Source organism: Caballeronia calidae, assembly GCF_900044055.2.
Lineage (GTDB): Bacteria > Pseudomonadota > Gammaproteobacteria > Burkholderiales > Burkholderiaceae > Caballeronia > Caballeronia calidae.
Genome location: NZ_FCOX02000074.1, coordinates 1 through 23489, shown reverse-complemented (window position 1 = coordinate 23489; position 23489 = coordinate 1). Strand labels below are relative to the sequence as shown.

Annotated in this window: 23 protein-coding genes; 11 read left to right on the top strand and 12 right to left on the bottom strand. The window is 63.4% G+C overall.

The features are described from left to right. Positions 1 to 78: 78 nt before the first annotated feature. Positions 79 to 588, top strand: a complete 510-nt coding sequence (fae, locus tag AWB78_RS35840; RefSeq protein WP_062611458.1) for a formaldehyde-activating enzyme — start codon at positions 79 to 81, stop codon at positions 586 to 588. Positions 589 to 663: 75 nt separating this feature from the next. After that, complete coding sequence (locus AWB78_RS35835) at positions 664 to 1062, top strand: hypothetical protein (RefSeq protein WP_062611457.1); 399 nt, start codon at positions 664 to 666, stop codon at positions 1060 to 1062. Positions 1063 to 1769: 707 nt separating this feature from the next. On the opposite strand, the gene AWB78_RS35830 is transcribed toward AWB78_RS35835, so the two are convergent. Then, entirely contained in the window at positions 1770 to 2261 is a 492-nt protein-coding gene (locus AWB78_RS35830; RefSeq protein ID WP_074173611.1) for a dihydroneopterin aldolase, read from the bottom strand. Between the two features lie 353 nt (positions 2262 to 2614). On the opposite strand from AWB78_RS35830, the gene AWB78_RS35825 reads away from it, so the two are divergent. The 3 genes from AWB78_RS35825 to AWB78_RS35815 are packed head-to-tail and all read left to right on the top strand — an operon-like array spanning position 2615 to position 6641. Next, on the top strand, positions 2615 to 4666 hold the full coding sequence (locus tag AWB78_RS35825) for a sigma-54-dependent Fis family transcriptional regulator (RefSeq protein WP_062611456.1): 2052 nt from the start codon (positions 2615 to 2617) through the stop codon (positions 4664 to 4666). After that, complete coding sequence (locus AWB78_RS35820; RefSeq protein WP_062611455.1) at positions 4663 to 5262, top strand: flavoprotein; 600 nt, start codon at positions 4663 to 4665, stop codon at positions 5260 to 5262. Before AWB78_RS35825 ends, AWB78_RS35820 begins: the two co-directional genes overlap by 4 nt. Then, the gene (locus AWB78_RS35815; RefSeq protein ID WP_062611454.1) at positions 5241 to 6641 is read left to right on the top strand and encodes a DUF6513 domain-containing protein; all 1401 of its coding nucleotides are present in this window, start codon (positions 5241 to 5243) and stop codon (positions 6639 to 6641) included. The genes AWB78_RS35820 and AWB78_RS35815 overlap by 22 nt, the downstream gene beginning before the upstream one ends. On the opposite strand, the gene AWB78_RS35810 is transcribed toward AWB78_RS35815, so the two are convergent. Further along, positions 6638 to 7186 carry a thioredoxin family protein gene (locus AWB78_RS35810; RefSeq protein WP_062611453.1) on the bottom strand — a complete coding sequence of 183 codons (549 nt, stop codon included), beginning with the start codon at positions 7184 to 7186 and terminating at the stop codon, positions 6638 to 6640. The genes AWB78_RS35815 and AWB78_RS35810 overlap by 4 nt on opposite strands. A 100-nt stretch (positions 7187 to 7286) precedes the next feature. On the opposite strand from AWB78_RS35810, the gene AWB78_RS35805 reads away from it, so the two are divergent. Continuing rightward, positions 7287 to 7532 (top strand): type II toxin-antitoxin system Phd/YefM family antitoxin, encoded by a 246-nt coding sequence (locus AWB78_RS35805; protein WP_062611452.1) that lies wholly within the window; start codon positions 7287 to 7289, stop codon positions 7530 to 7532. Further along, positions 7532 to 7909, top strand: a complete 378-nt coding sequence (locus AWB78_RS35800; protein ID WP_062611451.1) for a type II toxin-antitoxin system VapC family toxin — start codon at positions 7532 to 7534, stop codon at positions 7907 to 7909. Before AWB78_RS35805 ends, AWB78_RS35800 begins: the two co-directional genes overlap by 1 nt. Before the next feature lie 41 nt (positions 7910 to 7950). Here AWB78_RS35800 and fba read toward each other — a convergent pair whose 3' ends face one another. From fba to AWB78_RS35765, 7 genes are all read right to left on the bottom strand, one after another. Continuing rightward, on the bottom strand, positions 7951 to 8988 hold the full coding sequence (fba, locus tag AWB78_RS35795; protein WP_062611450.1) for a class II fructose-bisphosphate aldolase: 1038 nt from the start codon (positions 8986 to 8988) through the stop codon (positions 7951 to 7953). A gap of 29 nt (positions 8989 to 9017) precedes the next feature. Continuing rightward, a complete protein-coding gene (gene tkt, locus AWB78_RS35790) occupies positions 9018 to 11060 on the bottom strand; it encodes a transketolase (RefSeq protein WP_062611449.1) in 2043 nt (680 codons plus the stop codon). Between the two features lie 35 nt (positions 11061 to 11095). Further along, positions 11096 to 11968 (bottom strand): phosphoribulokinase, encoded by an 873-nt coding sequence (locus AWB78_RS35785; protein ID WP_062611448.1) that lies wholly within the window; start codon positions 11966 to 11968, stop codon positions 11096 to 11098. A 48-nt stretch (positions 11969 to 12016) separates the two neighbouring features. Beyond that, positions 12017 to 13111, bottom strand: a complete 1095-nt coding sequence (locus AWB78_RS35780) for a class 1 fructose-bisphosphatase (protein WP_062611447.1) — start codon at positions 13109 to 13111, stop codon at positions 12017 to 12019. A gap of 16 nt (positions 13112 to 13127) precedes the next feature. Further along, positions 13128 to 14042, bottom strand: coding sequence for a CbbX protein (gene cbbX / locus AWB78_RS35775; RefSeq protein ID WP_062611446.1), 915 nt, complete (start codon positions 14040 to 14042; stop codon positions 13128 to 13130). A 15-nt stretch (positions 14043 to 14057) separates the two neighbouring features. After that, the gene (locus AWB78_RS35770; RefSeq protein WP_062611445.1) at positions 14058 to 14474 is read right to left on the bottom strand and encodes a ribulose bisphosphate carboxylase small subunit; all 417 of its coding nucleotides are present in this window, start codon (positions 14472 to 14474) and stop codon (positions 14058 to 14060) included. Between the two features lie 693 nt (positions 14475 to 15167). After that, the gene (locus AWB78_RS35765) at positions 15168 to 16661 is read right to left on the bottom strand and encodes a form I ribulose bisphosphate carboxylase large subunit (protein WP_062611444.1); all 1494 of its coding nucleotides are present in this window, start codon (positions 16659 to 16661) and stop codon (positions 15168 to 15170) included. 396 nt (positions 16662 to 17057) lie between these two features. Between AWB78_RS35765 and pqqA the strand changes: the two genes are divergently transcribed. From pqqA to AWB78_RS35755, 3 genes are all read left to right on the top strand, one after another. After that, positions 17058 to 17132 carry a pyrroloquinoline quinone precursor peptide PqqA gene (gene pqqA, locus AWB78_RS49430; RefSeq protein WP_008354335.1) on the top strand — a complete coding sequence of 25 codons (75 nt, stop codon included), beginning with the start codon at positions 17058 to 17060 and terminating at the stop codon, positions 17130 to 17132. Positions 17133 to 17210: 78 nt separating this feature from the next. After that, positions 17211 to 17777, top strand: a complete 567-nt coding sequence (locus tag AWB78_RS35760) for a DUF447 domain-containing protein (protein ID WP_062611443.1) — start codon at positions 17211 to 17213, stop codon at positions 17775 to 17777. 36 nt (positions 17778 to 17813) lie between these two features. Continuing rightward, a complete protein-coding gene (locus AWB78_RS35755; RefSeq protein WP_062611442.1) occupies positions 17814 to 18518 on the top strand; it encodes a (5-formylfuran-3-yl)methyl phosphate synthase in 705 nt (234 codons plus the stop codon). 814 nt (positions 18519 to 19332) lie between these two features. On the opposite strand, the gene AWB78_RS35750 is transcribed toward AWB78_RS35755, so the two are convergent. The 3 genes from AWB78_RS35750 to AWB78_RS35740 all read right to left on the bottom strand — a co-directional run bounded on the left by AWB78_RS35750 (position 19333) and on the right by AWB78_RS35740 (position 22169). Then, on the bottom strand, positions 19333 to 19920 hold the full coding sequence (locus tag AWB78_RS35750; RefSeq protein WP_062611441.1) for an amino acid kinase family protein: 588 nt from the start codon (positions 19918 to 19920) through the stop codon (positions 19333 to 19335). Positions 19921 to 20004: 84 nt separating this feature from the next. Next, positions 20005 to 21132, bottom strand: a complete 1128-nt coding sequence (locus AWB78_RS35745) for a hydantoinase/oxoprolinase family protein (protein WP_062611466.1) — start codon at positions 21130 to 21132, stop codon at positions 20005 to 20007. Further along, positions 21129 to 22169, bottom strand: a complete 1041-nt coding sequence (locus tag AWB78_RS35740) for an ATP-grasp domain-containing protein (RefSeq protein WP_062611465.1) — start codon at positions 22167 to 22169, stop codon at positions 21129 to 21131. Before AWB78_RS35740 ends, AWB78_RS35745 begins: the two co-directional genes overlap by 4 nt. A gap of 13 nt (positions 22170 to 22182) precedes the next feature. Between AWB78_RS35740 and AWB78_RS35735 the strand changes: the two genes are divergently transcribed. Next, positions 22183 to 22917, top strand: coding sequence for a HisA/HisF-related TIM barrel protein (locus AWB78_RS35735; RefSeq protein ID WP_062611440.1), 735 nt, complete (start codon positions 22183 to 22185; stop codon positions 22915 to 22917). The last annotated feature ends 572 nt before the right edge of the window (positions 22918 to 23489 follow it).

The window sequence follows — 23489 nt, the reverse complement described above, 5'->3', positions numbered from 1 at the left end:
GCGCGGACCCGAGTCTGACCGTCGCGAGTCGAGAGCAAGTCGCTAGTCCCTAGAACCACACATCACTGGAGGAACAGCATGGCCAAGATCAACCGCGTCCTGGTGGGAGAGTCGCTCATCGGCGACGGCAACGAGGTCGCACACATCGACTTGATCATCGGACCGCGAGGCTCCGCTGCGGAGACCGCGTTCTGCCACGCGCTCACGAACAACAAGGATGGCTTCACGTCGCTGCTTGCCGTGGTCGCGCCGAATCTGATGACGAAGCCGAACACGATTCTCTTCAACAAGGTGACGATCAAGGGCGCCAAGCAGGCCGTGCAGATGTTCGGCCCGGCGCAGCGCGCGGTGGCGATGGCGGTCGCCGACAGCGTGGAAAGCGGCATCATTCCCGCCGATGAGGCCGACGACCTGTTCATTTGCGTCGGTGTGTTCATCCACTGGGAAGCGGACGACGACCAGAAGATCCACGACTTCAACTATCAGGCGACGAAGGAAGCGCTTCAGCGCGCGGTGTCGGGCGAGCCGTCGGCGAACGAGGTAGTATCGAAGAAGGGAACGATGTCGCATCCGTTCTCGCCGGACTGATTTTTTTGCCGGGCCGGCGCGGGTTTCTGTGCCGGCTGCTTCCTGATTCGTTTCGATCACTTCGAGGCTCATCGCATGACCCCACGTTGCCGCGCGCTGACGATGCTCGCCTGCCTCTCGCTGATTTCGCCGCTTTCGTTCGCCGCGGGTGGGGGCGGGGGCGCTGTGCCTGCCAAGACCCACAATTATCCGACCGAAGGGCGCGTGGAATATGTGCTCGGGTGCATGGACGAGAATGGGCACGACTTCGCCAACGTGTATAAGTGCTCTTGTGCGATCGACAAGATCGCCGAAGTGCTTACTTATGACGATTATGTCGAGCAGTCTACTTTTTCCAAATACGCCACGCTTGGTGGGGAAGGAGGGGCGGAGTTTCGGGTCGAACGCGCTAAGGCGCAGACCAAGAAGTTTCGGGAGCTGCAGAAGGATGCGTTTAAGGCTTGTGGGATTCAGCAGAAGGCTGCGGTGAAATAGGGTTTTTGGTGTGGGCGGTTCGCTCGCGCTTCTATGGATTTCCTGTTTTCGCGTCGGTCTATTTGCGTTGCCCCTGTGCGGGGCGGCAGTCACTTTCTTTGCTGCTGCAAAGAAAGTAACCAAAGAAACAGCTATCCCCATCCAAAGCACTTCACACCGGCCCCGGCACAGAAACACTCTCGTGGTCCGGCAGTAGCGAGTGCCCTCATAGGCCTTACCGGGCTTGGATCGCGCACGCTCTGTCACATCGCACCACTTAACTGACTGGTAAGGCGCCAAATAGCTCCGGCCCGCTTCGCGGCCGACCGGTCCATCGGGGATGCGTGTGCTTCCTTTCTAACGCTTCTATCTCACTGCATTTGTGGTCCGTTGGTTTCCCTTGCAGACCCGTCGGCAGCGCGTAGCGCTGTGCCGGAGCTATTTGGTGCTGAACCAGCGTCCTTAATGTTCTAGCTTGTCAGACCGTGCGCGATCCAAGCCCGATTGGACCTATGAGGGCACTCGCTACTGCCGGACCACGAGAGTGCTTCTGTGCCGGGGCCGGCTGGAAGTACTTTGGATGGGGATAGCTGTTTCTTTGGTTACTTTCTTTGCAGCAGCAAAGAAAGTGACTGCCGCCCCGCACAGGGGCAACGCCAATAGACCGACGCGAAAACGGGATCCAGCGAAAAAACGAAAGCAACGGCAGAATCGAAAACCAAAAAACCTCATTCCGGCACATATCCCCGCCCGATCCAGGCAAGGCTAACCGGGCTAGCCCCAGCCCCCACATCGACGCTGCGTCGTCGCTCGATCACGACGCCTACGGCCTCGACATCATCAAACTTCGCTGGCTTGGCCAGATTCACCCTCACCCAATGCGCCCCAAAATCCGCGATGACCATCTGCGCGATGCGCTCCGCGAGAGCCTCCAGCAACTGCAATCCGTGCGACGCGAGCAGCGCATGAATCGCCTCCCGCACTGCAGCGTAATTCACCGTATCCTCGATGCGATCCGTCACGCAGGCGCGCAACGAAGGCACTCCGATAGCAAGGCTCATCCGCACCGGCTGCGGATCATGCAGCTCGCTCTTGTCGATGCCGATCACGGTCTGCCCCGTGAGCCCCTCGATATAAACGATGTCCATCGCCACGCGCCCCTCCACCGAAGGTTGCGGCGCAACATACACTGCTTCGCGGATTGGTTCGAATCGGCCCATATGCTCATCGCCGCACAAAGCGGTCCTTTATCGAAAAGAATCCGGCGCCCATCGCCGAAGTTATCCGGAAGAAGCAAGCAAAAAACGGGCGCGTTCATGCTGCTCTATGTCACTACTTATTGAACCAATGCGTCTAAGCATGTAAAGTTTTTGAGAACCGGCACGGATCGGGTCCCAGACGGCACCTGAAAATCCCGACCGCCCGGCCACGAGGCGCGCCTGCGAGCGGAATCGCACACAGTCGACTCCGGCAGGACAAGCCGCAGCGCCAGCGTAAATCACAACAGATTCGGCGTCGGTCGGCGCGTGCAATACGCACGCACCGGAACACGGCGCCACGGAGACTTGCCCCCATGTCGTCGCTTGCTGACGTAGACACGCATGTCCGGGAAGTGCTGAACATCGTCAATAATCCGCTGGCCGCACGCCGCGCCAGCGATTCCGTCGCGCAATCCTGGCTGCGCTGCCTCACGGAATTCAGGCTCGATCCCGGCCACTTCGTGATGCCGCCCGTGCTCACGCAGCACGAATTGAACGATCGCCGCGAAGCCGCGACCGATCTCATCGCGTGCTCGAAGCTCGAAATGACGACGCTCTATCAGCAGCTCGCCGATCCCGAACTCGCAGTCGTGCTCGTCGATGCCGACGGCGTCATCGTGCATCAGGTGTCGTCGGTGCCGTTCGGCGAAGCCGTCGCCGCCGATGGCCTGCGCGTCGGCGCGCTCTGGAGCGAGCGCGAAGCCGGCACCAACGGCATGGGCACATGTCTCATCGAGCGCGATTGCATCGCCGTGTGCCAGCACGAGCATTTCTATCCGCGCTATACGTCGCTCACCTGCTCGGCCGCGCCGATCTTCGACGAGCGCGGCACCGTCGTCGGCGTGCTCGATGTGACGAGCCGCTCGAAGCTTCTGCAGCAGCATTCGCTCGTGCTCGTCGGCATGTCGCGGCAAATGATCGAAAATCGTCTGATCGACGCGCGCTACCGTCACGCAAACATGATCCACTTTCACAGCCGGCCCGAGTTCGTCGGCACCCTGCACGCGGGCAAGCTCGCCGTCAGCGACGAAGGCGTCGTGCTCGCCGCGAGCCGCAGCGCGCTCTTTCAGCTCGATCTGCGTTCGCCCGCCGAGTTGTGCGGCAAGCGCATCGAGGAAGCATTCAATGCGACGCTCGAAGACATGATCGCGCGCAGTATCCGCGGCTCGTTCCATCCGGTGACGGTCTATAGCGCGAAGGCGAACAGCCGCTTCTTCCTCACCGCGCAGACGCCGCGCGAAGGCACGAAAGGCGCGACGCGCATCCTGCTCAACGATCCCCTCGCGCAGTCCGCGTCTTCGGCGCGCGCGAAGCTGCCGCGCAAGGACGCGAACGCCAACGCGGGCACCGGGCGCCTCGACAAGCTCTCGCATCTGGAATTCGGCGATCCGCGCATGGCCTCGCAGATCCAGCTCGCCGCGCGCGTGATCCAGCGCAAGATCCCGATCATCCTGCGCGGCCAGACCGGCACCGGCAAGGAAGTGTTCGCCAACGCGCTGCACAGCATCAGCCCGAACGGCGGCGGTGCGTTCGTCGCGGTGAACTGCGCGTCGCTGCCGGAGAATCTGATCGAAAGCGAGTTGTTCGGCTATCGCGCGGGCGCGTTCACGGGCGCGCAGCGTGAAGGCCGTCGCGGCAAGATCGTGCAGGCGAACGGCGGCACGCTCTTCCTCGATGAAATCGGTGATATGCCGCTCGCGTTGCAGGCGCGTCTGTTGCGCGTTCTCGAAGAGCACGAGGTCACGCCGCTCGGCGCGGAAACCACCGTGAAGGTTGATTTCCAGCTCATCAGCGCGAGCCACCGCAATCTCGCCGAGCTCGTGCAGACCGGCATGTTCCGCGAAGACCTGTATTACCGCTTGAACGGCATCGAGATCAACCTGCCGCCGTTGCGCGAACGCGCCGATGCGCTCGCGCTCATCGGCCATATTCTCGAAACGGAATCCGACGAGCCGCCCGCGCTTTCTGCCGAAGCGCGGCAGGCGCTTTTGAGCTATGCGTGGCCGGGCAATATCCGCCAGTTGCGTCACGTACTGCAAATGGCGATCGCGCTCTGCGACGGTCCCGAGATCCGCTGCGCGCATCTGCCGCCGGAGATCGCCAACGGCGCCGCGCCGGTTGCGCAGTCGGTCGCGCGCGCGCCGATAACGCCCGCACCGCATCTCGCCGACGACGCGGACACCTCGTCGCTCAACGCGATCCAGGTGAAGGAGCGCGAGACCGTGCTGCAATTGCTCGACGAACATCGCTGGAACGTGAGCAATGTCGCGAAGGTGCTCGGCATCAGCCGCAACACGCTGTATCGGAAGATGCATCGTCTGCATATTCGCCTGTCGCACGATACGCCCAACGCACCCGACGCATGACGCAACCCACGCCCGTCCGCCGGCTCGACGAGTTCAAGCCCGACGCGCGCTTCGCGTGGTGCGTGACCGGCTCCGGTCATATGATCGAGGAGTCGATCGATCTCGCGCTGCGCCTGCCCGGCGTCGATCTGTTTCTTTCCGCCGCCGGCGAGGAAGTGCTGCCGCTCTATGGCTGGACCATCGCGAAGCTGCGCGAGCACTTCAAGGTGTTCCGCGACAACAGCGCGAGCAGCGTGCCTGTGGGCATGATCTATAACGGCGAATATCACACGGTCGTGATCGCGCCCGCGACGAGCAATACCGTCGCCAAATGCGCGTTCGGCATCTCCGATACCTTGCCCACCAACCTCTATGCGCAAGCCGGCAAGCAATGCGTGCCGGGCATCGTGTTCGCATGCGATACCGCGCCGAGTGTCATCACGCAGGCCCCGCATGAATGGGTCGAAGTGAGACCGCGCGCGATCGAGTTCGAGAACGTCGAGCGGCTCGCGCGCTTCGCGCATACGACCGTGGCCCGCTCGCTCGACGATCTGAAAGCCGCGCTCGATCAACGCCTGTCGGAACTGAAGCTCGCATGGAACACATCGTCTTCCTGACCGGCCGGCTCGCTCAGCTCAGCTTGCAGCAGGTGCTCGAAAGCATCGCGCCCGTCGCTTCCGGTACGCCGTTCACGTGGGAAGTGCGCGAGATCGGCTTGCAGGTCGCGGGCCTCATGACCGCCGACATGATCCGCCGGCGCGTCGCCGTGCCTCTGACCGAAGGCACGAGCCGCATGATCGTCCCCGGCCGATGCCGTGGCGATCTCGATGCCCTCACCGCGCATTACGGCGTGAAGGTCGAGCGCGGTCCCGAGGAAGTGAAGGACCTGCCGCAGTTCTTCGGGCGCGAGGCGCGGCATGTGGATCTGTCGCGCTACGAGACGGAGATTTTCGCGGAGATCGTCGATGCGCCGCGCCTCGATCTCGATGGCATCGCGGCGCGCGCGCGCGAATACAAGCGGCAAGGCGCGGATGTAATCGATATCGGCTGCCTGCCCGAGACGGCGTTTCCGCATCTCGAGGATGCGGTCGCGATGCTGAAGGAGCAGGGCTATCGCGTGAGCGTCGATTCGATGCGCGACGAAGAGCTCGTGCGCGGCGGACGCGCGGGCGCGGACTACGTGATGAGCCTCAACGCCGACACGCTATGGATCGCGGACGAGATTGCCTCGACGCCGATACTCGTGCCGCGCGAGCCCGCCGACGTCGCCTCGCTCGATGCCGCGATCGACGCGATGACGAAGCGCGGCCGCGCCTTTCTCGCCGATCCGATCCTCGATCCGATTCCGTTCGGGCTCGCGACGTCCATCGCGCGTTATGTGTCCTTGCGCGAGCGCTATCCCGATGTGCCGATCATGATGGGCGTCGGCAATGTGACCGAGCTGACCGAGGCGGACACGAGCGGCATCAACGCGGTGCTGTTCGGCATGGCGGCCGAATTGCGCGTGGCGGCGGTGCTGACGACATCCGTGAGCCTGCATGCGCGGCGCGCGGTGCGCGAAGCCGATGTCGCGCGCCGCGTGATGCATGCCGCGCGCGAAACGCAGACCTTGCCCAAGGGCATATCCGGCGATCTGTCGGCGCTGCATGCGAAGCGGCCCTTTCCTTACGATGCGGCGGAGATCGGCGTGTTCGCCGCCGCCGTGCGCGATCCGAATTACCGCGTGCAGGTGTCGGCGGACGGGATTCACGTCTATAACCGCGAGGGGCATCACGTCGCGGCCGACCCTTTCGCCTTGTATCCCGAGCTCAAGGTCGAGCACGATGGCGGGCACGCGTTTTATCTCGGCGTGCAGCTCGCGCGCGCGGAAATCGCGTGGCAGCTGGGCAAGCGCTTCGATCAGGATCAGCCGCTCGATTGGGGATGTGCGGTCGATCGGCCGGACGAGGATCTGATGGCGTGGCATGCGCCGGGGTCCACGAAAAAGAAGAGCTAGGGCTTCCACTTGATCGAGCAGCCGAGCGCCGGATACTGCACTTCGGGCGCTTCGCCGTGTTCCGCTATTGCGCGCATCGCTTCGAAGAGGTCGCGGCGCGCGTCGGGCAAGGCTTCCTTGCGGGAGGCATCGATCCTTCCGCGATACTTCAATCGCAAGTCCCTGTCGAAGCCGAAGCATTCCGGCGTGCAGACGGCGCCGTATTCGCGCGCGACGTCCTGCGTTTCGTCGTGCAGATACGGGAACGGCAGATTCCATTCCTTTGCGACGGCGATCATGCGGTCGAATGCATCGTCGGTGTAGACGGTCGCGTCGTTCGAATTGATGCCCGCGACGTTGATGCCGATTTCCGTAAGCGCGCGCGCGTCGCGAATCAGATTCGGCATCGCGGCTTTAACGTATGGACAGTGGTTGCACATGAACACGATGACGAGGCCGTTCGCGCCTTTCAGCGATTCGAGCGTGTAGGTGCGGCCGTCGGTGGCGGGCAGCGTGAATGCGGATGCGGATGCGCCGAGCTCCGCGGTCGGGGATTCGGTGGGCATGAGATAGCTCCCATTTGTTTCGATTGGCCGTTCGGCATATTGGCGGGGAAGTTCAGACCAGCTAGCATCGGTTCAGTGCACTTAGTCATACGGAGGAATCATGCATACGGTCAGTCTTCACGAAGCGAAAGCAAATCTCGATCAACTTCTAACTCAGGCGCTTGCAGGAGAGACGATTTATATCGACGACGACAACGGCCCCGTCTACACCATCAGTTGCGTAGGAACACATAAAGGCGTGAGGTTCGGCCTTCTGAAAGACGAACTCGGCGACATTTCCGACATCGAGGCAGCACTTGCGGCGCCGCTGCCCGCCGAAGTCCTTGCCGCATTCGAGGCACGTTGATGCGTCTGCTGATCGATACTCACATCTACCTATGGAGCGTGATGGAAGATCGCCGGCTCTCGGGCGACGCACGAGAACGCATGCGCGACGCGGAAAAGATCTTCGTGAGCAGTGCGAGCATCTGGGAGTTGTCGATCAAGGCATCGCGTGGAAAACTCGAGCCACGCGTCGAAAAGGTCGTTGGCAAGGTTCGGCAAAGCGGCTTTCTCGAACTCAAGGTGACTTTCGAGCACGCTTTCGTGGCGCGGGAGCTGCCGCTGCTGCATTACGATCCCTTCGATCGTATGCTGGTCGCCCAGGCCGTCAGCGAAACGATGCGGTTCCTGACCGTCGACAAGCAGCTTCGTCACTATCATCCTTGCGTCATTCCTGTTTGACCCCGCGCCGCCCGCCCTGACGCCACGAGCGGCGCTCCCCCTCAGTGATACCGCTTCGCCATCGCCTCCAGTCCCATCGGCCTGATACGCTCCGCATGCCCCGCACAGCCGAACGCCTCGAACCGCTCGACGCACAAGTCCCGCGCCGCCGCCGTCGCTGCCTTCAGCGCATGACGCGGATCGAACTCCGACTTCGCCGACGCCATCGCCCTGCGCATCGCGCCTGTCATCGCGAGCCGGATATCCGTATCGATATTCACCTTGCGCACGCCATTCGCGATGCCGCGCCGAATCTCCTCCACCGGCACGCCGAACGTCGCCGGAATCTCGCCGCCATGCTCGCGGATGATCGCGAGCCATTCCTGCGGCACCGACGACGACCCGTGCATCACGAGATGCGTATCCGGAATGCGCTCGTGAATCTGCGCGATGCGGTCGATCGCGAGGATATCGCCGGTCGGCTGGCGGCTGAACTTGTACGCGCCGTGCGATGTGCCGATAGCGATCGCGAGCGCATCGATGCCCGTTGCCCCGACGAACGCGCGGGCCTCGTCGGGATCGGTGAGCAACCGGTCGTGGCCCAATGTGCCTTCAGCGCCCACACCATCCTCCTCACCCGCGCGCCCCGTCTCCAGCGACCCGAGACAGCCCAGTTCGCCTTCCACCGACACACCCACCGAATGCGCCGCCTCCACCACGCGCCGGCTCACATCGACGTTGTATTCATAATCGGCGGGCGTTTTCTGATCGGGCATGAGCGAGCCATCCATCATCACGGACGTGAAGCCCGAGCGAATCGCCTGCTGGCACACGGACGGGCTCGCGCCGTGATCCTGATGCAGCACCACCGGAATATCCGGATGCGCCTCCACGGCCGCGAGCACCAGATGCCGCAGATACGGCTCGCCCGCATACTTGCGCGCGCCCGCCGACGCCTGCAGGATCACCGGGCTTCGCGTCGCCTCGGCGGCCTGCATGATCGCGTGGACCTGCTCCATGTTGTTGACGTTGAACGCCGGCACGCCGTAACCGTGCTCGGCCGCGTGATCCAGCAACTGCCTCAATGCGATGAAAGCCATCGTGATGTCTCCATGCAAGTAGCAAAAATTCAGGCGGCCACGCGGCGCGCTTCATCGACGAGCGCATCGGTCGTCACGCCGAAGTGCGCGAACAGTTCGCTCGCGGGCGCGGATTCGCCGAAGCGGTCGATGCCGATCACGCCGCCATGCAAGCCGACGTACTGCCGCCAGAACGCCGTGACGCCCGCCTCGATCGCGACACGCGGCACGCCTTCGGGCAGCACGCGCTCGCGCCACGCGTTGCATTGCCGGTCGAACACCGTGGTCGACGGCATCGACACGACGCGCGCGAGAATGCCCTCCGCCTTCAGCGGCTCGACGGCCGCGAGCGCGAGCGCCACTTCCGAGCCCGTCGCGATCAGCACGACGCGGCGCGCATCGCGCTCGCACGTCGACGGCCAGTCGACGAGCACGTAACCGCCGCGCTCGATGCCGTCGATCTGCGCTTCATCGCGCGGCACGAACGGCAGGTTCTGCCGCGAGAGCAACAGGCACGAAGGCCGGTCGCGCTCGACCGCGCTCACCCACGCCTGCATCGTTTCGACGGTATCGCAGGGACGCCACACGTCGAGCCCCGGAATCATGCGCAGACTCGCGGCATGCTCGATCGGCTGATGCGTCGGGCCATCCTCGCCGAGCCCGATCGAATCGTGCGTGAAGACGAACACCGTGCGCGTCTTCATCAGCGCGGCCATGCGCAGCGCGTTGCGCGAGTAATCGGAGAACGTCAGAAAAGTGCCGCCGAACGGCAGATAGCCGCGATGCAGCGCGACGCCGTTCAGCACCGCGCTCATGCCGAATTCGCGCACGCCGAAGTGGATGTAATTGCCCTTCTCCGGGGCCGTGCTCACATCGACCGCGTCCTTCCAGCGCGTGAGATTCGATCCCGTCAAATCGGCCGATCCGCCGAGCAGTTCGGGCAACGCGCGCGCCAGACCTTCGATCGCGAGTTGCGATGCCTTGCGCGTCGCGATCGTCTGCCGCGCGCGATCCGCTTCGCGCACGAGCGCATGCGCCGTGTCGCGCCAGTTGGCCGGCAGCGCGCCACGCACGCGCCGCTCGAACTCGGCGGCCTCGTCCGGAAACACGCGGCGATACGCGTCCATGCGACGATTCCAGTCCGCCTGCACGGCGGCACCCGCCTCGCGCGCGTCCCACAGCGCACGGATCGACGATGGAACCTCGAACGGCGCATGCGGCCAGTCGAGCGCGCGGCGCGTCGCCTCGATTTCATCGGCGGGCAGCGGCGCGCCGTGCACATCGTGCGTGCCGGCCATCTTCGGCGCGCCGAGGCCGATCACCGTCTTGCAGCAGATGAGCGTCGGACGATCCGACTCGCGCGCCAGCTGCAACGCGTGCGATACATCATCGGCATCGTGACCGTCCACCGCGCGCACCACGTTCCAGCCGTAGGACTCGAAGCGCTTCGGCGTATCGTCGGTGAACCAGCCGTCGACGTGGCCATCGATCGAAATACCGTTGTCGTCATAGAGCACCGTGAGCTTGTTCAAGCGCAAGGTGCCCGCGAGCGACGCCGCTTCATGCGACACGCCTTCCATCAGACAGCCATCGCCCACGAAAACATACGTGCGATGATCGACGATCTCATGCCCCGGCCGATTGAACTCGCGCGCGAGCAGCGCTTCGGCGAGCGCCATGCCGACCGCATTCGTGAGTCCCTGGCCGAGCGGCCCGGTCGTCGTCTCGACGCCGGGCGTGACGCCCACTTCCGGATGTCCCGGCGTCTTGCTGCCCATCTGCCGGAAGCGCCTGATTTCGTCGATGGAAACGTCATAGCCGCTCAGATGCAAAAGCGCATAGAGCAGCATCGAGCCGTGACCGTTGGACAGCACGAAGCGGTCGCGGTCGGGCCAGTCGGGATCGGTTGGATTGTGCTTCAGATGACGGCTCCACAGCGCGACCGCGATCTCCGCCATGCCCATCGGCATGCCGGGATGACCGGAGTTCGCCTGGCTCACGGCATCGACGGCGAGCATGCGCAGCGCGTTCGCCATCTGTCGCGAGTCGGGTGAGCGATGAAGTCGGGGCAAAGCCTCAGCGACGGCATTCATGAGATGCCTCCTTTGATGCGATGATGAGAAAGCGTTCAGGCGCGCGCGCGCCGGTCGCGCAGCTGCAGAATCATCGGCGTGAAGATGAGCTGCATCGCGAGGCCCATCTTGCCGCCGGGCACGACGATCACATTCGGCCGCGACATGAACGAGTCGTGCAGCATCGTCAGCAGATACGGAAAGTCGATGCCCTTCGGCTTCGCGAAGCGGATCACGACGAAGCTCTCGTCGGGCTGCGGAATCTCGCGCGCGGTGAACGGGTTCGACGTATCCACGGTCGGCACGCGCTGAAAATTCACATGCGTGCGCGAGAACTGCGGACAGATGTAGTTCACGTAATCGGGCATGCGGCGCAGGATCGTATCGACCACGGCCTCATGCGAATAGCCGCGCATCGTCTGGTCGCGATGCAGCTTCTGAATCCATTCGAGATTGATGATCGGCACGACGCCGACGAGCAGATCCGCATGGCGCGCGATATCCACCTTATCGGTGACAGCCGCGCCGTGCAGACCTTCGTAGAACATCATGTCCGTGTTCGGCGTGATGTCTTCCCACGGCGTGAACGTGCCCGCGTCCTGCTTGTAGTACGCGGCTTCGCCTTCGTCGTGCACGTAATGGCGAAACTTGCCGCTGCCCGTTTCGCCGTAGCTATCGAACAGGGTTTCGAGCTCTTCGAGCAGATTCGCTTCGGGCCCGAAGTGACTGAAGTTGACGAGACCATCGCGCTCGCTCTGCTTCATCGCCTCGCGCATGCCGAGACGATCGTAGCGATGGAACGCATCGCCCTCGACGATCTGCGCATTGATTTTTTCGCGCCTGAAGATATGCGTGAAGCTCTTCATGACGGTGGTGGTGCCGGCGCCGCTCGAGCCGGTCACCGCGACGATCGGATGCTTGACTGACATGCGCTTGCCTCCCTGTGATGTTTATCTAGTGAGCGCACTTCGCGAAGATCACGCTTCGGTTTCGGGCAGGAACAGCGAGCGTTCCTTGAACAATGGCGACGTGAACGGCTTGTCCTCGCCGCGATCGTATTCGCCGTGATAGCGCTGAATGCGATCGACTTCATTGCGCGAGCCGAGAATCACCGGCACGCGTTGATGCAGCGCTTTCGGCTCGACATCGAGAATGCGTTCGCGCCCCGTGATCGACAATCCGCCCGCCTGCTCGACGAGAAAGCTCATCGGGCTGGCTTCATACAGCAGGCGCAGGCGCCCTTCCATCTCAGGCGTCTTGAAGTCGCGCGGATACATGAACACGCCGCCGCGCATCAGGATGCGATGCACTTCCGCGACCATCGACGCGATCCAGCGCATGTTGAAGTCCTGCGCGCGGCAGCCGGTGCGGCCGTCCTTGCATTCCTGCACATAGCGGCGCACCGGCGGCTCCCAGAAGCGCTCGTTCGATGCGTTGATCGCGAACTCGCACGAATCTTCGGGAATGCGGATATCGGAGTGCGTGAGCACGAAGTTGCCGACATCGCGCTCGAGCGTGAAGCCATGCGTGCCGTTGCCGACGGAGAGCACGAGCATCGTCGATGGACCGTAGATCGCGTAGCCCGCGGCGACCTGTTCGCGGCCTGGTCGAAGGAACGACGCATCGTCGGGCGCGTCGCTTTCATCGGCGCCGCGTCTCAGCACCGAGAAGATCGATCCGACGACGCCATTGATATCGATGTTCGACGAACCATCGAGCGGATCGAACGCAAGCAGATATTCGCCGCGCGGATACGGCTCGGGAATCGCATAGACTTCGTCCATTTCCTCGGACACCATGCCCGCGAGCAGGCCGTCCCACTCGCAATGCTGCAGGAAGATGTCGTTGGTGACGAGATCGAGCTTCTTCTGTTCCTCGCCGTGCGTGTTGACCGACTGCGCCGAGCCGTGCTGTCCGCCGAGCGCGCCGCGCGTCAATGCGGCGGCGATCGTCTTGATGGATGCGGCTACATCGATCAGCAAGGCGGAGAGGCCGCTCGCGGCGTCCGGTCCGGGCTTGCGGTCCAGTGTGTCGATCAGGAACTTCGATAAGGTCGTGCGTCCATCCTGCATCGCGTTCTCCCTGGCGTTATGAATCCGTGAACACGCGGCTCGCGCGGATATCGCTCGCATCGAGTTGCATCAGCGCGGCGGCGTCGGCGGCGCCGCTGCCGCTTTCGGCCGCAGCGAAAAGACGGTTCGCCTGACGCAGTCGCGCGCGGTCCAGCGCGTTGCGCACCGAACGCGCATTGGCGAAGTTCGGTTGTTGAATGCGCCGCGCGAGATACGCTTCGAAGGCGCGGCGCGCCTCGTCGTCGAAGCGGTAGTGCATGTCGGTGAGCATGTGCTCGGCGATCTGCAGGAGCTCGTCGGGCGCATAGTCCGGAAACACGAGGTGATGCGCGATGCGCGACCGGAAGCCCGGATTGCTGTGGAAGAACGTCTCCATGCGCGATTCATAGCCTGCGAGAATCACGACGAGATCGTCGCGCTGGTTCTCCATCGTCTGCAGCAGGATTTCGATGGCTTCCTGTCCGTAGTCGCGTTCATTCTCCGGTCGATACAGGTAATAAGCCTCGTCGATGAAGAGCACGCCGCCCATCGCGCGCTTGAGCACTTCGCGCGTTTTGGGCGCGGTGTGGCCGATGTACTGGCCGACGAGATCGTCGCGCGTCACCGAGACGAGATGATTGCGGCGGATATAGCCGAGCCGGTGCAGCACCTGCGCCATGCGCAGCGCGACGGTGGTCTTTCCGGTTCCGGGATTGCCCGAGAAGCACATGTGCAGCGTGGGCGCACCCGACGCGATACCGAGCGTCTCGCGGGCGCGTTCCACGAGCAGATGCGCGGCGATCTCGCGGATGCGCGTCTTGACGGGCGCGAGACCGATGAGATCGCGGTCCAGCTCCGTCAGCACTTCTCCGATGCGCGATTCGCGGTAGAGCGCCATCAGGTCGGCATGGGTTTGAGGAGGCGCTTCTTCGAGCGTGGCTTCGGCGCTCATGGTCTTTTCTCCTCATCAGTAACGCTCGCCGCTCGGGCGATCGGTGGCGTAGGTGCGGATCGCATAGCGCTGGATGCGGCTCTTTTCGTCCTGGCGCTCCAGGCGGAAGCCTCGCTCTTCTTGTGGCCGGTTTACCAGGAACGAAAGGCGCATCGTTTCGAAACCTCGGACCGAGTCGAAGGCGTTGACCTTGATGTAGTGGTTCGGATACGTGGCGCGGCATTCGTTCACTTCCATCAGCACGCCGGCGGCATCGTGGAGGTCGAACATGGGGAGGCCCCACATTTCCCAATACGTATTTCTCGGATGGGGATCGTCGGTGAATTCCACCGAGCAGGCCCAGCCCTGGTCCAATGCGTAGTTGATCTGTGCTGAGATCTCTTCATCGGTTAATGGTGGGAGGAAGGAGAATGTTCCCTGCGTTATGTTCATTTCTGGATCCTTATTTCAGTTTGGGTGTTTTGCGCTTTCGTTAAATCCTGTATTCGCGTCGGTCTATTTGCACTGCCCCTGTGCGGGGCGGCAGTCACTTTCTTTGCTGCTGCAAAGAAAGTAACCAAAGAAACAGCTATCCCCATCCAAAGTGCTTCAAGCCGGCCCCGGCACAGAAGCACTCTCGTGGTCCGGCAGTAGCGAGTGCCCTCATAGGCCTTATCGGGCTTGGATCGCGCACGGTCTGTCACATCGCACCGCTTAACTGACTGGTAAGGCGCCAAATAGCTCCAGCCCGCTTCGCGGCCGACCGGTCCATCGGGGATGCGTGCACCCTTTTACTAACGCTTCCATCTCACTGCATTCGCCGCAGGTTGGTTTCCCTTGCAAACCCAGCGGCAGCGCGTAGCGCTGTGCCGGAGCTATTTGGTGCTGAACCAGCGCGCTATAACTTCTAGCTTGTCAGACCGTGCGCGGTCCAAGCCCCGTTAGGCCTATGAGGGCACTCGCTACTGCTGGACCACGTGCAATCTTCTGTGCCGCGGCCGGCCTGAAGTGCTTAGGCTGGGGAAAGCTGTTTCTTTGGTTACTTTCTTTGCAGCAGCAAAGAAAGTGACTGCCGCCCCGCACAGGGGCAACGCTAATAGACCAAAAGCAAAACGGGATCCGGCGAACAACAACAACAAAAAGCCCTTACGCCGCCGCAGTCGCCGTAACTGCAAAATCCGGCGTATCCGTCGACGCATAGTTAAAAGTCACATCGCGCCAGGTATCGAGCGCCTGCTTCAACGGCGTACACGATCGCGCAGCGGCTTCAAGAATGTCCGGCCCTTCGCTGGCAATATCCCGCCCTTCATTCCGCGCCTTGACCATCGCTTCGAGCGCAACACGATTCGCCGTCGCCCCGGCCTGAATCCCTTGCGGATGTCCAATCGTGCCGCCGCCGAATTGCAGGATGCAGTCATCACCGAAGAGATCGAGCAACTGATGCATCTGCCCTGCGTGAATCCCGCCCGACGCAACGGGCATCACCTTGCGCAATCCAGCCCACGGCTGATCGAAGAAAATCCCCCGCGACAAGTCAGGCTCATTGCGCGCCTCTCGGCACACGTTGTAATAGCCCTGCACCGAAAGCGGATCGCCTTCGAGCTTGCCCACCGCCGTGCCCGCATGGGCATGATCGACCCCCGCCATCCGCAACCACTTCGCGATCACGCGAAACGAAATGCCATGATTGCGCTGCCGCGTATAAGTCCCATGTCCCGCACGATGCAGATGCAGGATCATGTCATTGCGACGCGCCCACTTCGACATCGACTGAATCGCGGTCCAGCCAATCACGAGATCGATCATCACGATGCACGAGCCCAGTTCCTTCGCGAATTCCGCGCGCTCGTACATGTCTTCCATCGTGCCGGCCGTCACGTTCAGATAATGGCCCTTCACTTCGCCGGTTTCGGCTTGCGCGCGGTTCACCGCTTCCATCGCGAAGAGATAACGATCGCGCCAGTGCATGAACGCCTGCGAGTTGATGTTCTCGTCGTCCTTCAGGAAATCGAGCCCGCCTTTCAAACCCTCATACACCACGCGCCCATAGTTCTTGCCCGACAGCCCGAGCTTCGGCTTCACCGTCGCGCCGAGCAGCGGACGTCCGTACTTGTCGAGCCGCTCGCGCTCGACGATGATGCCCGTCGGCGGTCCCTGGAACGTCTTCAGATACGCAACCGGAATGCGCATGTCCTCGAGACGCAGCGCCTTCAACGGCTTGAAACCGAACACATTGCCGATGATCGACGCCGTCAGGTTCGCAACCGAGCCTTCCTCGAAGAGATCGAGCTCATAGGCGATGTACGCGAAGTACTGCGGCTCGTCGGCGCGCGAGTTCGGCACCGGCTCGACGCGATACGCCTTCGCTCGGTACATGTCGCACGCGGTGAGACGATCGGTCCACACGACGGTCCATGTCGCCGTCGACGATTCGCCCGCCACGGCGGCAGCCGCTTCCTCCGGCTCGACGCCCGCTTGCGGCGTGATGCGAAAGAGCGCGATCACGTCCGTATCCTTCGGCGTGTAGTCGGGCTGCCAGTAGCCCATCTCACGATACTTCATGACGCCGGCCGCATAGCGCGAGCGCGGATCGGACGGATTGCGCGCCGCCTCGACGGCGGCCTTGCTGAAGTCGTTCATTCCGTTTCCTCGACAGTGGGATGAGAGTGACGTGCGCCTCGATGTTCGAAGCGTCCGTCGCGCTTGTGTGCTGCGCCTGCTGTGATTGCAGAGTAAGCACTGGTCGCGCAGAAAGGAATTCACGAATTTCTTGCCCGGGCTTAAACGATGCCTTAGTCGGGATTAGCCCTGATGCGTTTATGACCGGACGGATGGGACACTTTGTTCTGATTTCGTCACAGTCGGCGTGCAGGATGAGCAGGCCGCGCTCTTCGGCATCCGCTTCATGTCATTGGCATGGCGCTTGCATCGTGGAAACGCCGGCCCCCTCCCGGCCGCCTGGCGGATTCGTCCGCATCGGCAAATCATTGAAAGCGGTAATCGAGGCATCAACCCAACTCACATGGAGGAACGCGCATGCAATGGACCACGCCTAGCTTCACCGATATGCGTTTTGGTTTCGAAATCACGATGTATATCGCCACCCGCTGAACGCGGGCCCACCCGCACGAGGCCGCATCCAAGCGATTGCGGCTCTTCGTGCGGTTACGAATACTTGCGCCGACCATCATGATTTACGAGACCATCGTCACGACCGCCGATCGCGATGGCCGGCAGCACATCGCGCCGATGGGCGTGCGCTTCGAAGAAGGCTTCGCGATCCTCGCGCCGTTTCGCCCGTCGACGACGCTCGACAACGTCATCGCGACGAAGAGCGCCGTCATCAACTTGACGACCGATGTGCGCGTCTTCGCCGGTTGCGTGACGGGCTATGCGCGCGACTGGCCGACGGTCGCCGCCGACACCGTGCCGAGCGTGCGGCTTGCGAATACGCTCGCGCATACCGAGTTGCGCCTCGCCGAGATCGTCGATGACGAAACGCGTCCGACGCTGCGCATGGAATGCGTGCATCGCGCGATGCATGCACCGTTTCCGGGCTTCAATCGCGCGCAGGCGGCGGTCGTCGAAGGGGCGATTCTCGTGAGCCGGCTTTTCATGTTGCCGCCGGAAAAGGTCGACAGCGAGCTTGCGTACTTGCGGATCGCGATCGACAAGACCGCGGGCGACGACGAGCGCGAGGCGTGGCAATGGCTTTTGCGCGCGATCGACGCGCATCGCGCGAAGGCGCAGACCTGACGCATCTTTCGTGGCATCCCCTCTGGAGTTTCGACGATGACCGCATTGCTCGCGAGCGTCCGCTCGGCCGACGAAGCATTCGATGCTGCGCACGCCGGCGCCGAACTGATCGACCTGAAGGAGCCGAGCGCGGGCGCGCTGGGCGGCGTCGCGGTCGGCGATATCGCGCATATCGTGCGTGAGTTGCGGGCGCGGTTTGCGGTGCGGCCGATCAGCGCGACCATCGGCGATTTGCCCAACGAGGCACTCGATGAGATCACCACGCGGGTGCTCGATGTCGCGGCTGCCGGCGTCGATTATGTGAAGGTGGGCGTTTCGCCCGGTGCCGGTGCGGTTGCCTGCTTGCGGCATCTGGCGAGCCTGCCGGCGGCGGTCGTGCCGGTGTTGCTGTCCGATGATGGCGTCGATCGTGAGCTTTGTGCGCTCGCCGCGCGGCTCGGCTTTGTCGGCATCGTGTTCGATACGGCTAGCAAGAACGGGCGTACGTTGTTCGATTGTGTCGATGTTGCGGAGCTGGGCGCTTGCATCGCCGATGTGCGTGCTCGAGGGGCGATGACGGCCATCGCCGGGTCCCTGGGTTGGGACGATCTCGATCGGATTCATTTGCTCTCGCCGGATATTGCGGGCTTTCGTGGAGCTTTGTGCGATGAACGCGATGGGCGGGGTGGGAGGCTCGATCCTGCACGTGTTCAGCAGTGGGTTCGGGCATTGCATGCCCGTTCGCTTGTTGGGCTTTTGTGAGATCCCGTTTTCTTAGTGGTCCATTGGTGCTGCCCTTGTGCGGGGCGGTAGTCGCCGGGTCTTGTTTTCGGGTGCGGGCGTGCGTGAAATCCTGTTTTCGCGTCGGTCTATTTGCGTTGCCCCTGTGCGGGGCGGCAGTCACTTTCTTTGCTGCTGCAAAGAAAGTAACCAAAGAAACAGCTTTCCCCAGCCTAAGCACTTCAGGCCGGCCGCGGCACAGAACTTCGCACGTGGTCCAGCAGTAGCGAGTGCCCTCATAGGTCTAATCGGGCTTGGATCGCGCACGGTCTGACAAGCTAGAACATTAAGGACGCTGGTTCAGCACCAAATAGCTCCGGCACAGCGCTACGCGCTGCCGACGGGTCTGCAAGGGAAACCAACGGACCACCGATGCAGTGAGATGGAAGCGTTAGAAAGGAAGCACACGCGTCCCCGATGGACCGGTCGGCCGCGAAGCGGGCCGGAGCTATTTGGCGCCTTACCGGTCAGTTGAGCGGCGCGATGTGGCAGACCGTGCGCGATCCAAGCCCGGTCAGGCCTATGAGGGCACTCGCTACTGCCGGACCACTTGCTATCTTCTGTGCCGCGGCCGGCCTGAAGTGCTTAGGCTGGGGATAGCTGCTTTCTTTGGTTACTTTCTTTGCAGCAGCAAAGAAAGTGACTGCCGCCCCGCATAGGGGCAACGCTAATAGACCGACGCGAAAACAGGATTTCACGCACCCGATAAAAAACCAGGCGACTGCCGCCCCGCCCAGGGGCAACACCAATAGACCGACACGAAAACAGGAAGTCCATAGAAGCCGAAGCAGCCCCCTTAAACCGCCACGTTCAACAACCGATCCCTCATAACCGAAGCATCGGCTTTACTAAAAATCTCGACAATATAATTGGCGTCCCGCACATAAGCGGGAAACCTCCGATCCACGATGCCTTTCGCGGCCAGCGCCTCCAGCGGCGCATCCGCATCGACCTCACAGGACTTCACGATCATCAAGCGTTCCGCATTGAGCGTAGTGGAAAGCCAGGCCGCGAGGCTATCGGAAGTCGTGTCCCAGTTCGTCATCGAATCCGGCGTCGCGCGCATCAGATCAGTCGGTACCCACACCGCAACGCGTCCATCCCGCAATGCACGCCGGATGCGATCCTCATTCGACGCCAGCACGAGCTCCGGCACCACGCCCTGCATCAAAATGGCGTATTGCGCCATCGCAAGCAGGCACATGTTGTGGGCGGCAAGATCGTCGAACTGCCATTCGCGCTGATACTGCCGCACCGCGTCCGCGAAATCGCCGCCGCCCGGCACGATCACGACGCGCCCTCCGCCCACTTCCCATAGCCGCGTCAACCACTCGCGCAGCGCCGGGTCGTGACCGAGGCTACCCCCGATCTTCACCACCCACATGTTTTCTGTCCTCGTTCGATAGTGCCGCCGGGCCACGCACCCGGTTCGTTACCACGTCTCCGCTCCGCTGTACTTCTCAAGTCATCACGCCGCCCGAGGCGACGCATCGTTCGACGGACGCGCCTCGCCGCCCGCCGCCATCGATGCGAGCAACGCAACCGCCACGCTCGGCGCGCATGTCGATACCCATTCGGCACGCGTCGCGTCGTCGCTTGCCACGCCCGCGAGCCGCGCGAAATCGACATAGCTGCGCGCCTCCTGCCGCGCCAGCGCCGCCGCGAGAAAGCGCCCGCATCCCGCGCCGACGATCGGCGCCGCCGCGAGCGCCGCATCCTGCGCGACCACGCGCGCGAGATTCAACTCCAGCGTGCGCAACTGCTCGTGACGCCAGTGCTGCGCGAAGCGGCGCCATTCGGCATCGGTCGCATCGGCGGCATCGCGGCCGATCATCCGCGCGATGCGCGCACGGCTCGCGGCTTCCGTCTTCGGCCCGTTATCGGCGCTCGGGTGCTGATCGTGCTCCGGCCACAGCTCGCCCGTCAGACGATAGACGTCCGCGGTCGTCGCAAACCACTCGTTCATCACGCCGGTCGTCTCGCCGCGAAACACGATGCGATGCGCGACCCCGCACAGCGGCGTGCGCACGATGCCCTGATAGACGAGCTCGCCGCTGATGAGCCGCTCGGCGTCGTTCGCGCCGCGCGCCACGACACGGCCGCCGACGACCGGAATGATGTCCGTCGTCGTGCTGCCGATATCGATGAGCAATGCATCCGGCATGCACGCCGCGACCCATTGCGCCGTCGCGAGCCAGTTCGCCGATGCGACCTTGCGCCAGCCGTCCGCACACGCCGAACGCGCGAGCCAGCCGCCCTGCTCGCCGCCGCCCGCGAAGAATATCGTGCGCGGCCCGAGCCGTTGCGCCAGCGTGCGCGTAAGCGTGCGCACGCCTTCGGCGCGATCGGCGAAGAGATCGACCATCTCGCCCGTCATCGTGACGGCATGGCGCGCGGATGCATCGGCGGCGATGGGCCAGCGTTCGAACATCGCGTCGATCACGCGTTCGAGATGCGCGACGCCCTGCCACAGCGGACACGCCCACTGCGCGACATCGGCGAGCACGCCCGCGCGGCTCGCCATCGACACCTTGACGTGCGCGCCGCCCACGTCCCAGCCGAACACCGGCGCGTCGTTCAATGCCGATGCCGTCATGACGCGGCTCCGCCGCATGCGCGCAGCAGTTCGCCATCGCCATCGAAACCGGCCACGCGATGCGCCGCGAGCAGTTCCGCCGCGAGATTCCTGCCGCCACGCCGGCTCAGTTCCGCATACGCGACCGTCAGACGCGGATTCACCTCGATCACGACCGGCCCGCGCTCGGGATGCCACACGACATCGATACCGGCGAAGCCGCGCAAGCCCGGAAACGCCTCCGCGACGCGCAGCGCGAGCCGCTCCAGCGCGCGCCCTTGCGGACCATGCCGGTCGATGCAATTGACATCGACGCCATCGAACTGAACGATGCGCTCGCGCCGTCCCGAGCCCGCCGCATCCGACAAGCCGATGCGCTGCCGGTTGATGCTGACCAGCCGCGAGAGCCGGTCGCGGCAGATCAGCGACAGGCTCAGCGGCTCGCCGTCGACCCATTCCTGCAGCACGGGATTGCGGCCCGCTTCGGCGCGCGCCTGATATTCGGCGCGCGCGGCGGCGAGATCGTCGTACACGTAGGTATCGAGGCCGCCCGCGCCGTCGTCGGGCTTGACGACCCAGCGCCGTCCGAGGCCCGCGGACGCATGCTCCGGTTCGAGCGCGGGCGTCGCAGGGATGCTGCGTGCGGCGAGACACGCGGCCGTCGCGCTCTTGCTCGACGCCGCGCGGATCGCTTCCTTCGCGCAGCCGAGCCAGCGCGCCTGGCCGACGGCATCGTAGAGCTTCAGCAGCAGCCCATCGCACTCGGGCGCGACGATGCAGGCATAGTCATGCTCGCGCGCCATGCGGGCGACGAAGCGCGTGACCGGCTCGCCGGGCTGTGCGCGTACGTAGCCGCGTTCGTCGTCGAGCTGCTCGAAGCGCGAACTCGCGACGGTCACCTCGATGCCCGGCAGCGCGCGCAGGTCGGCGGCGATGGCATCGCGCATCACGCGGCCTTCGACGATCAGCGCGGAGAGGTCGGCGAGGCTGCCTGTGCCCGCCACGTCCGGATCGATGCCGCCGCCGGTGAGATACTCGAATACAAAGATCTTGTTCAAAGGAAAGCCATCCATGCAGGTGATACCCGTTCTCGATCTGCTCGACGGCCACGCGGTGCGCGCGGTGCGCGGCGAGCGTTCGCGTTATCGGCCGATCCAGTCCTCCTTGTGCGCGACGAGCGATCCGGTTGCGATCGCCCGCGCGCTCGTCGCCGCCACCGGCGCACGCACGTTGTACGTCGCCGATCTGGGCGCGATCCTGTCGCGCGGCGCGCACGACCATGCGCTCGCCGCACTTTGCGACGCCCTCGGCGACGGCCTGCGCATCTGGCTCGACGCGGGCTTCACCGCGTTCGCGCCGATGCGCGCGCTGGTCGAACGCATCACGCGTCTGTCGCGGTCCGCGTCGCCCGCCGCGATCGTGCCCGTGTTCGGCACCGAGACGCTGCTCGACATCGGCGCGATCGCCGAGGCATCGGCTTGTGGCTTCGAGCCGATTCTTTCGCTCGACTATCGCGGCGGGCGGGCGCTCGGTTCGACGCGTACCGAGAGCGCGTGGTGGCCGTCGCGCGTGATCGTGATGACGCTCGATCATGTCGGCGCGTACGCCGGGCCCGATCTCGATACGTTCGCTGCCGTGCGGGCGCTTGCCGGAGGGCGCGAGGTGATCGGTGCGGGTGGTATCCGCGATGATGCCGATCTCGCTCTTGCCGACGGCAGCGGCGCTTGCGCGTGGCTCGTCGCTTCCGCGATTCACGATGGGACTTTGGGTCGTCGCGATGTGCCTCGCGGGGCTTCAGCGGGTTGAACTCTCAATATTTGTGCCAAGGGCTTTGGTTGCTTTGCCGACGCTGTAAACCTTCGGCAAGCAGGTGTTGCATCGGGTGATGCATGGGTGACAGTGTGTTGCAATGCGGAGCAGTTTTTTTGTTTCGCTTGGGCCGTGAGGGACAGGGTTTTTTTGTTGTTGTTGTTCGCCGGATCCCGTTTTCGCGTCGGTCTATTGGCGTTGCCCCTGTGCGGGGCGGCAGTCACTTTCTTTGCTGCTGCAAAGAAAGTAACCAAAGAAACAGCTATCCCCATCCAAAGCACTTCACACCGGCCCCGGCACAGAAACACTCTCGTGGTCCGGCAGTAGCGAGTGCCCTCATAGGCCTTACCGGGCTTGGATCGCGCACGGTCTGCCACATCGCGCCGCTTAACTAACTGGTAAGGCGCCAAACAGCTCCAGCCCGCTTCGCGGCCGACCGGTCCATCGGGGCTGCGCGCGCTTCTTTGCTAACGCTTCTATCTCACTGCATTTGTGGTTCGTTGGTTTCCCTTGCATACCCAACGGCAGCGCGTAGCGCTGTGCCGGAGCTATTTGGTGCTGAACCAGCG

Bases quoted from the DNA above. Each gene is read 5' to 3' on its own strand.
- fae (WP_062611458.1), top strand. From the start codon at position 79: ATGGCCAAGATCAACCGCGTCCTGGTGGGAGAGTCGCTCATCGGCGAC.
- AWB78_RS35835 (WP_062611457.1), top strand. From the start codon at position 664: ATGACCCCACGTTGCCGCGCGCTGACGATGCTCGCCTGCCTCTCGCTG.
- AWB78_RS35830 (WP_074173611.1), bottom strand. From the start codon at position 2,261: ATGGGCCGATTCGAACCAATCCGCGAAGCAGTGTATGTTGCGCCGCAA.
- AWB78_RS35825 (WP_062611456.1), top strand. From the start codon at position 2,615: ATGTCGTCGCTTGCTGACGTAGACACGCATGTCCGGGAAGTGCTGAAC.
- AWB78_RS35820 (WP_062611455.1), top strand. From the start codon at position 4,663: ATGACGCAACCCACGCCCGTCCGCCGGCTCGACGAGTTCAAGCCCGAC.
- AWB78_RS35815 (WP_062611454.1), top strand. From the start codon at position 5,241: ATGGAACACATCGTCTTCCTGACCGGCCGGCTCGCTCAGCTCAGCTTG.
- AWB78_RS35810 (WP_062611453.1), bottom strand. From the start codon at position 7,186: ATGCCCACCGAATCCCCGACCGCGGAGCTCGGCGCATCCGCATCCGCA.
- AWB78_RS35805 (WP_062611452.1), top strand. From the start codon at position 7,287: ATGCATACGGTCAGTCTTCACGAAGCGAAAGCAAATCTCGATCAACTT.
- AWB78_RS35800 (WP_062611451.1), top strand. From the start codon at position 7,532: ATGCGTCTGCTGATCGATACTCACATCTACCTATGGAGCGTGATGGAA.
- fba (WP_062611450.1), bottom strand. From the start codon at position 8,988: ATGGCTTTCATCGCATTGAGGCAGTTGCTGGATCACGCGGCCGAGCAC.
- tkt (WP_062611449.1), bottom strand. From the start codon at position 11,060: ATGAATGCCGTCGCTGAGGCTTTGCCCCGACTTCATCGCTCACCCGAC.
- AWB78_RS35785 (WP_062611448.1), bottom strand. From the start codon at position 11,968: ATGTCAGTCAAGCATCCGATCGTCGCGGTGACCGGCTCGAGCGGCGCC.
- AWB78_RS35780 (WP_062611447.1), bottom strand. From the start codon at position 13,111: ATGCAGGATGGACGCACGACCTTATCGAAGTTCCTGATCGACACACTG.
- cbbX (WP_062611446.1), bottom strand. From the start codon at position 14,042: ATGAGCGCCGAAGCCACGCTCGAAGAAGCGCCTCCTCAAACCCATGCC.
- AWB78_RS35770 (WP_062611445.1), bottom strand. From the start codon at position 14,474: ATGAACATAACGCAGGGAACATTCTCCTTCCTCCCACCATTAACCGAT.
- AWB78_RS35765 (WP_062611444.1), bottom strand. From the start codon at position 16,661: ATGAACGACTTCAGCAAGGCCGCCGTCGAGGCGGCGCGCAATCCGTCC.
- AWB78_RS35760 (WP_062611443.1), top strand. From the start codon at position 17,211: ATGATTTACGAGACCATCGTCACGACCGCCGATCGCGATGGCCGGCAG.
- AWB78_RS35755 (WP_062611442.1), top strand. From the start codon at position 17,814: ATGACCGCATTGCTCGCGAGCGTCCGCTCGGCCGACGAAGCATTCGAT.
- AWB78_RS35750 (WP_062611441.1), bottom strand. From the start codon at position 19,920: ATGTGGGTGGTGAAGATCGGGGGTAGCCTCGGTCACGACCCGGCGCTG.
- AWB78_RS35745 (WP_062611466.1), bottom strand. From the start codon at position 21,132: ATGACGGCATCGGCATTGAACGACGCGCCGGTGTTCGGCTGGGACGTG.
- AWB78_RS35735 (WP_062611440.1), top strand. From the start codon at position 22,183: ATGCAGGTGATACCCGTTCTCGATCTGCTCGACGGCCACGCGGTGCGC.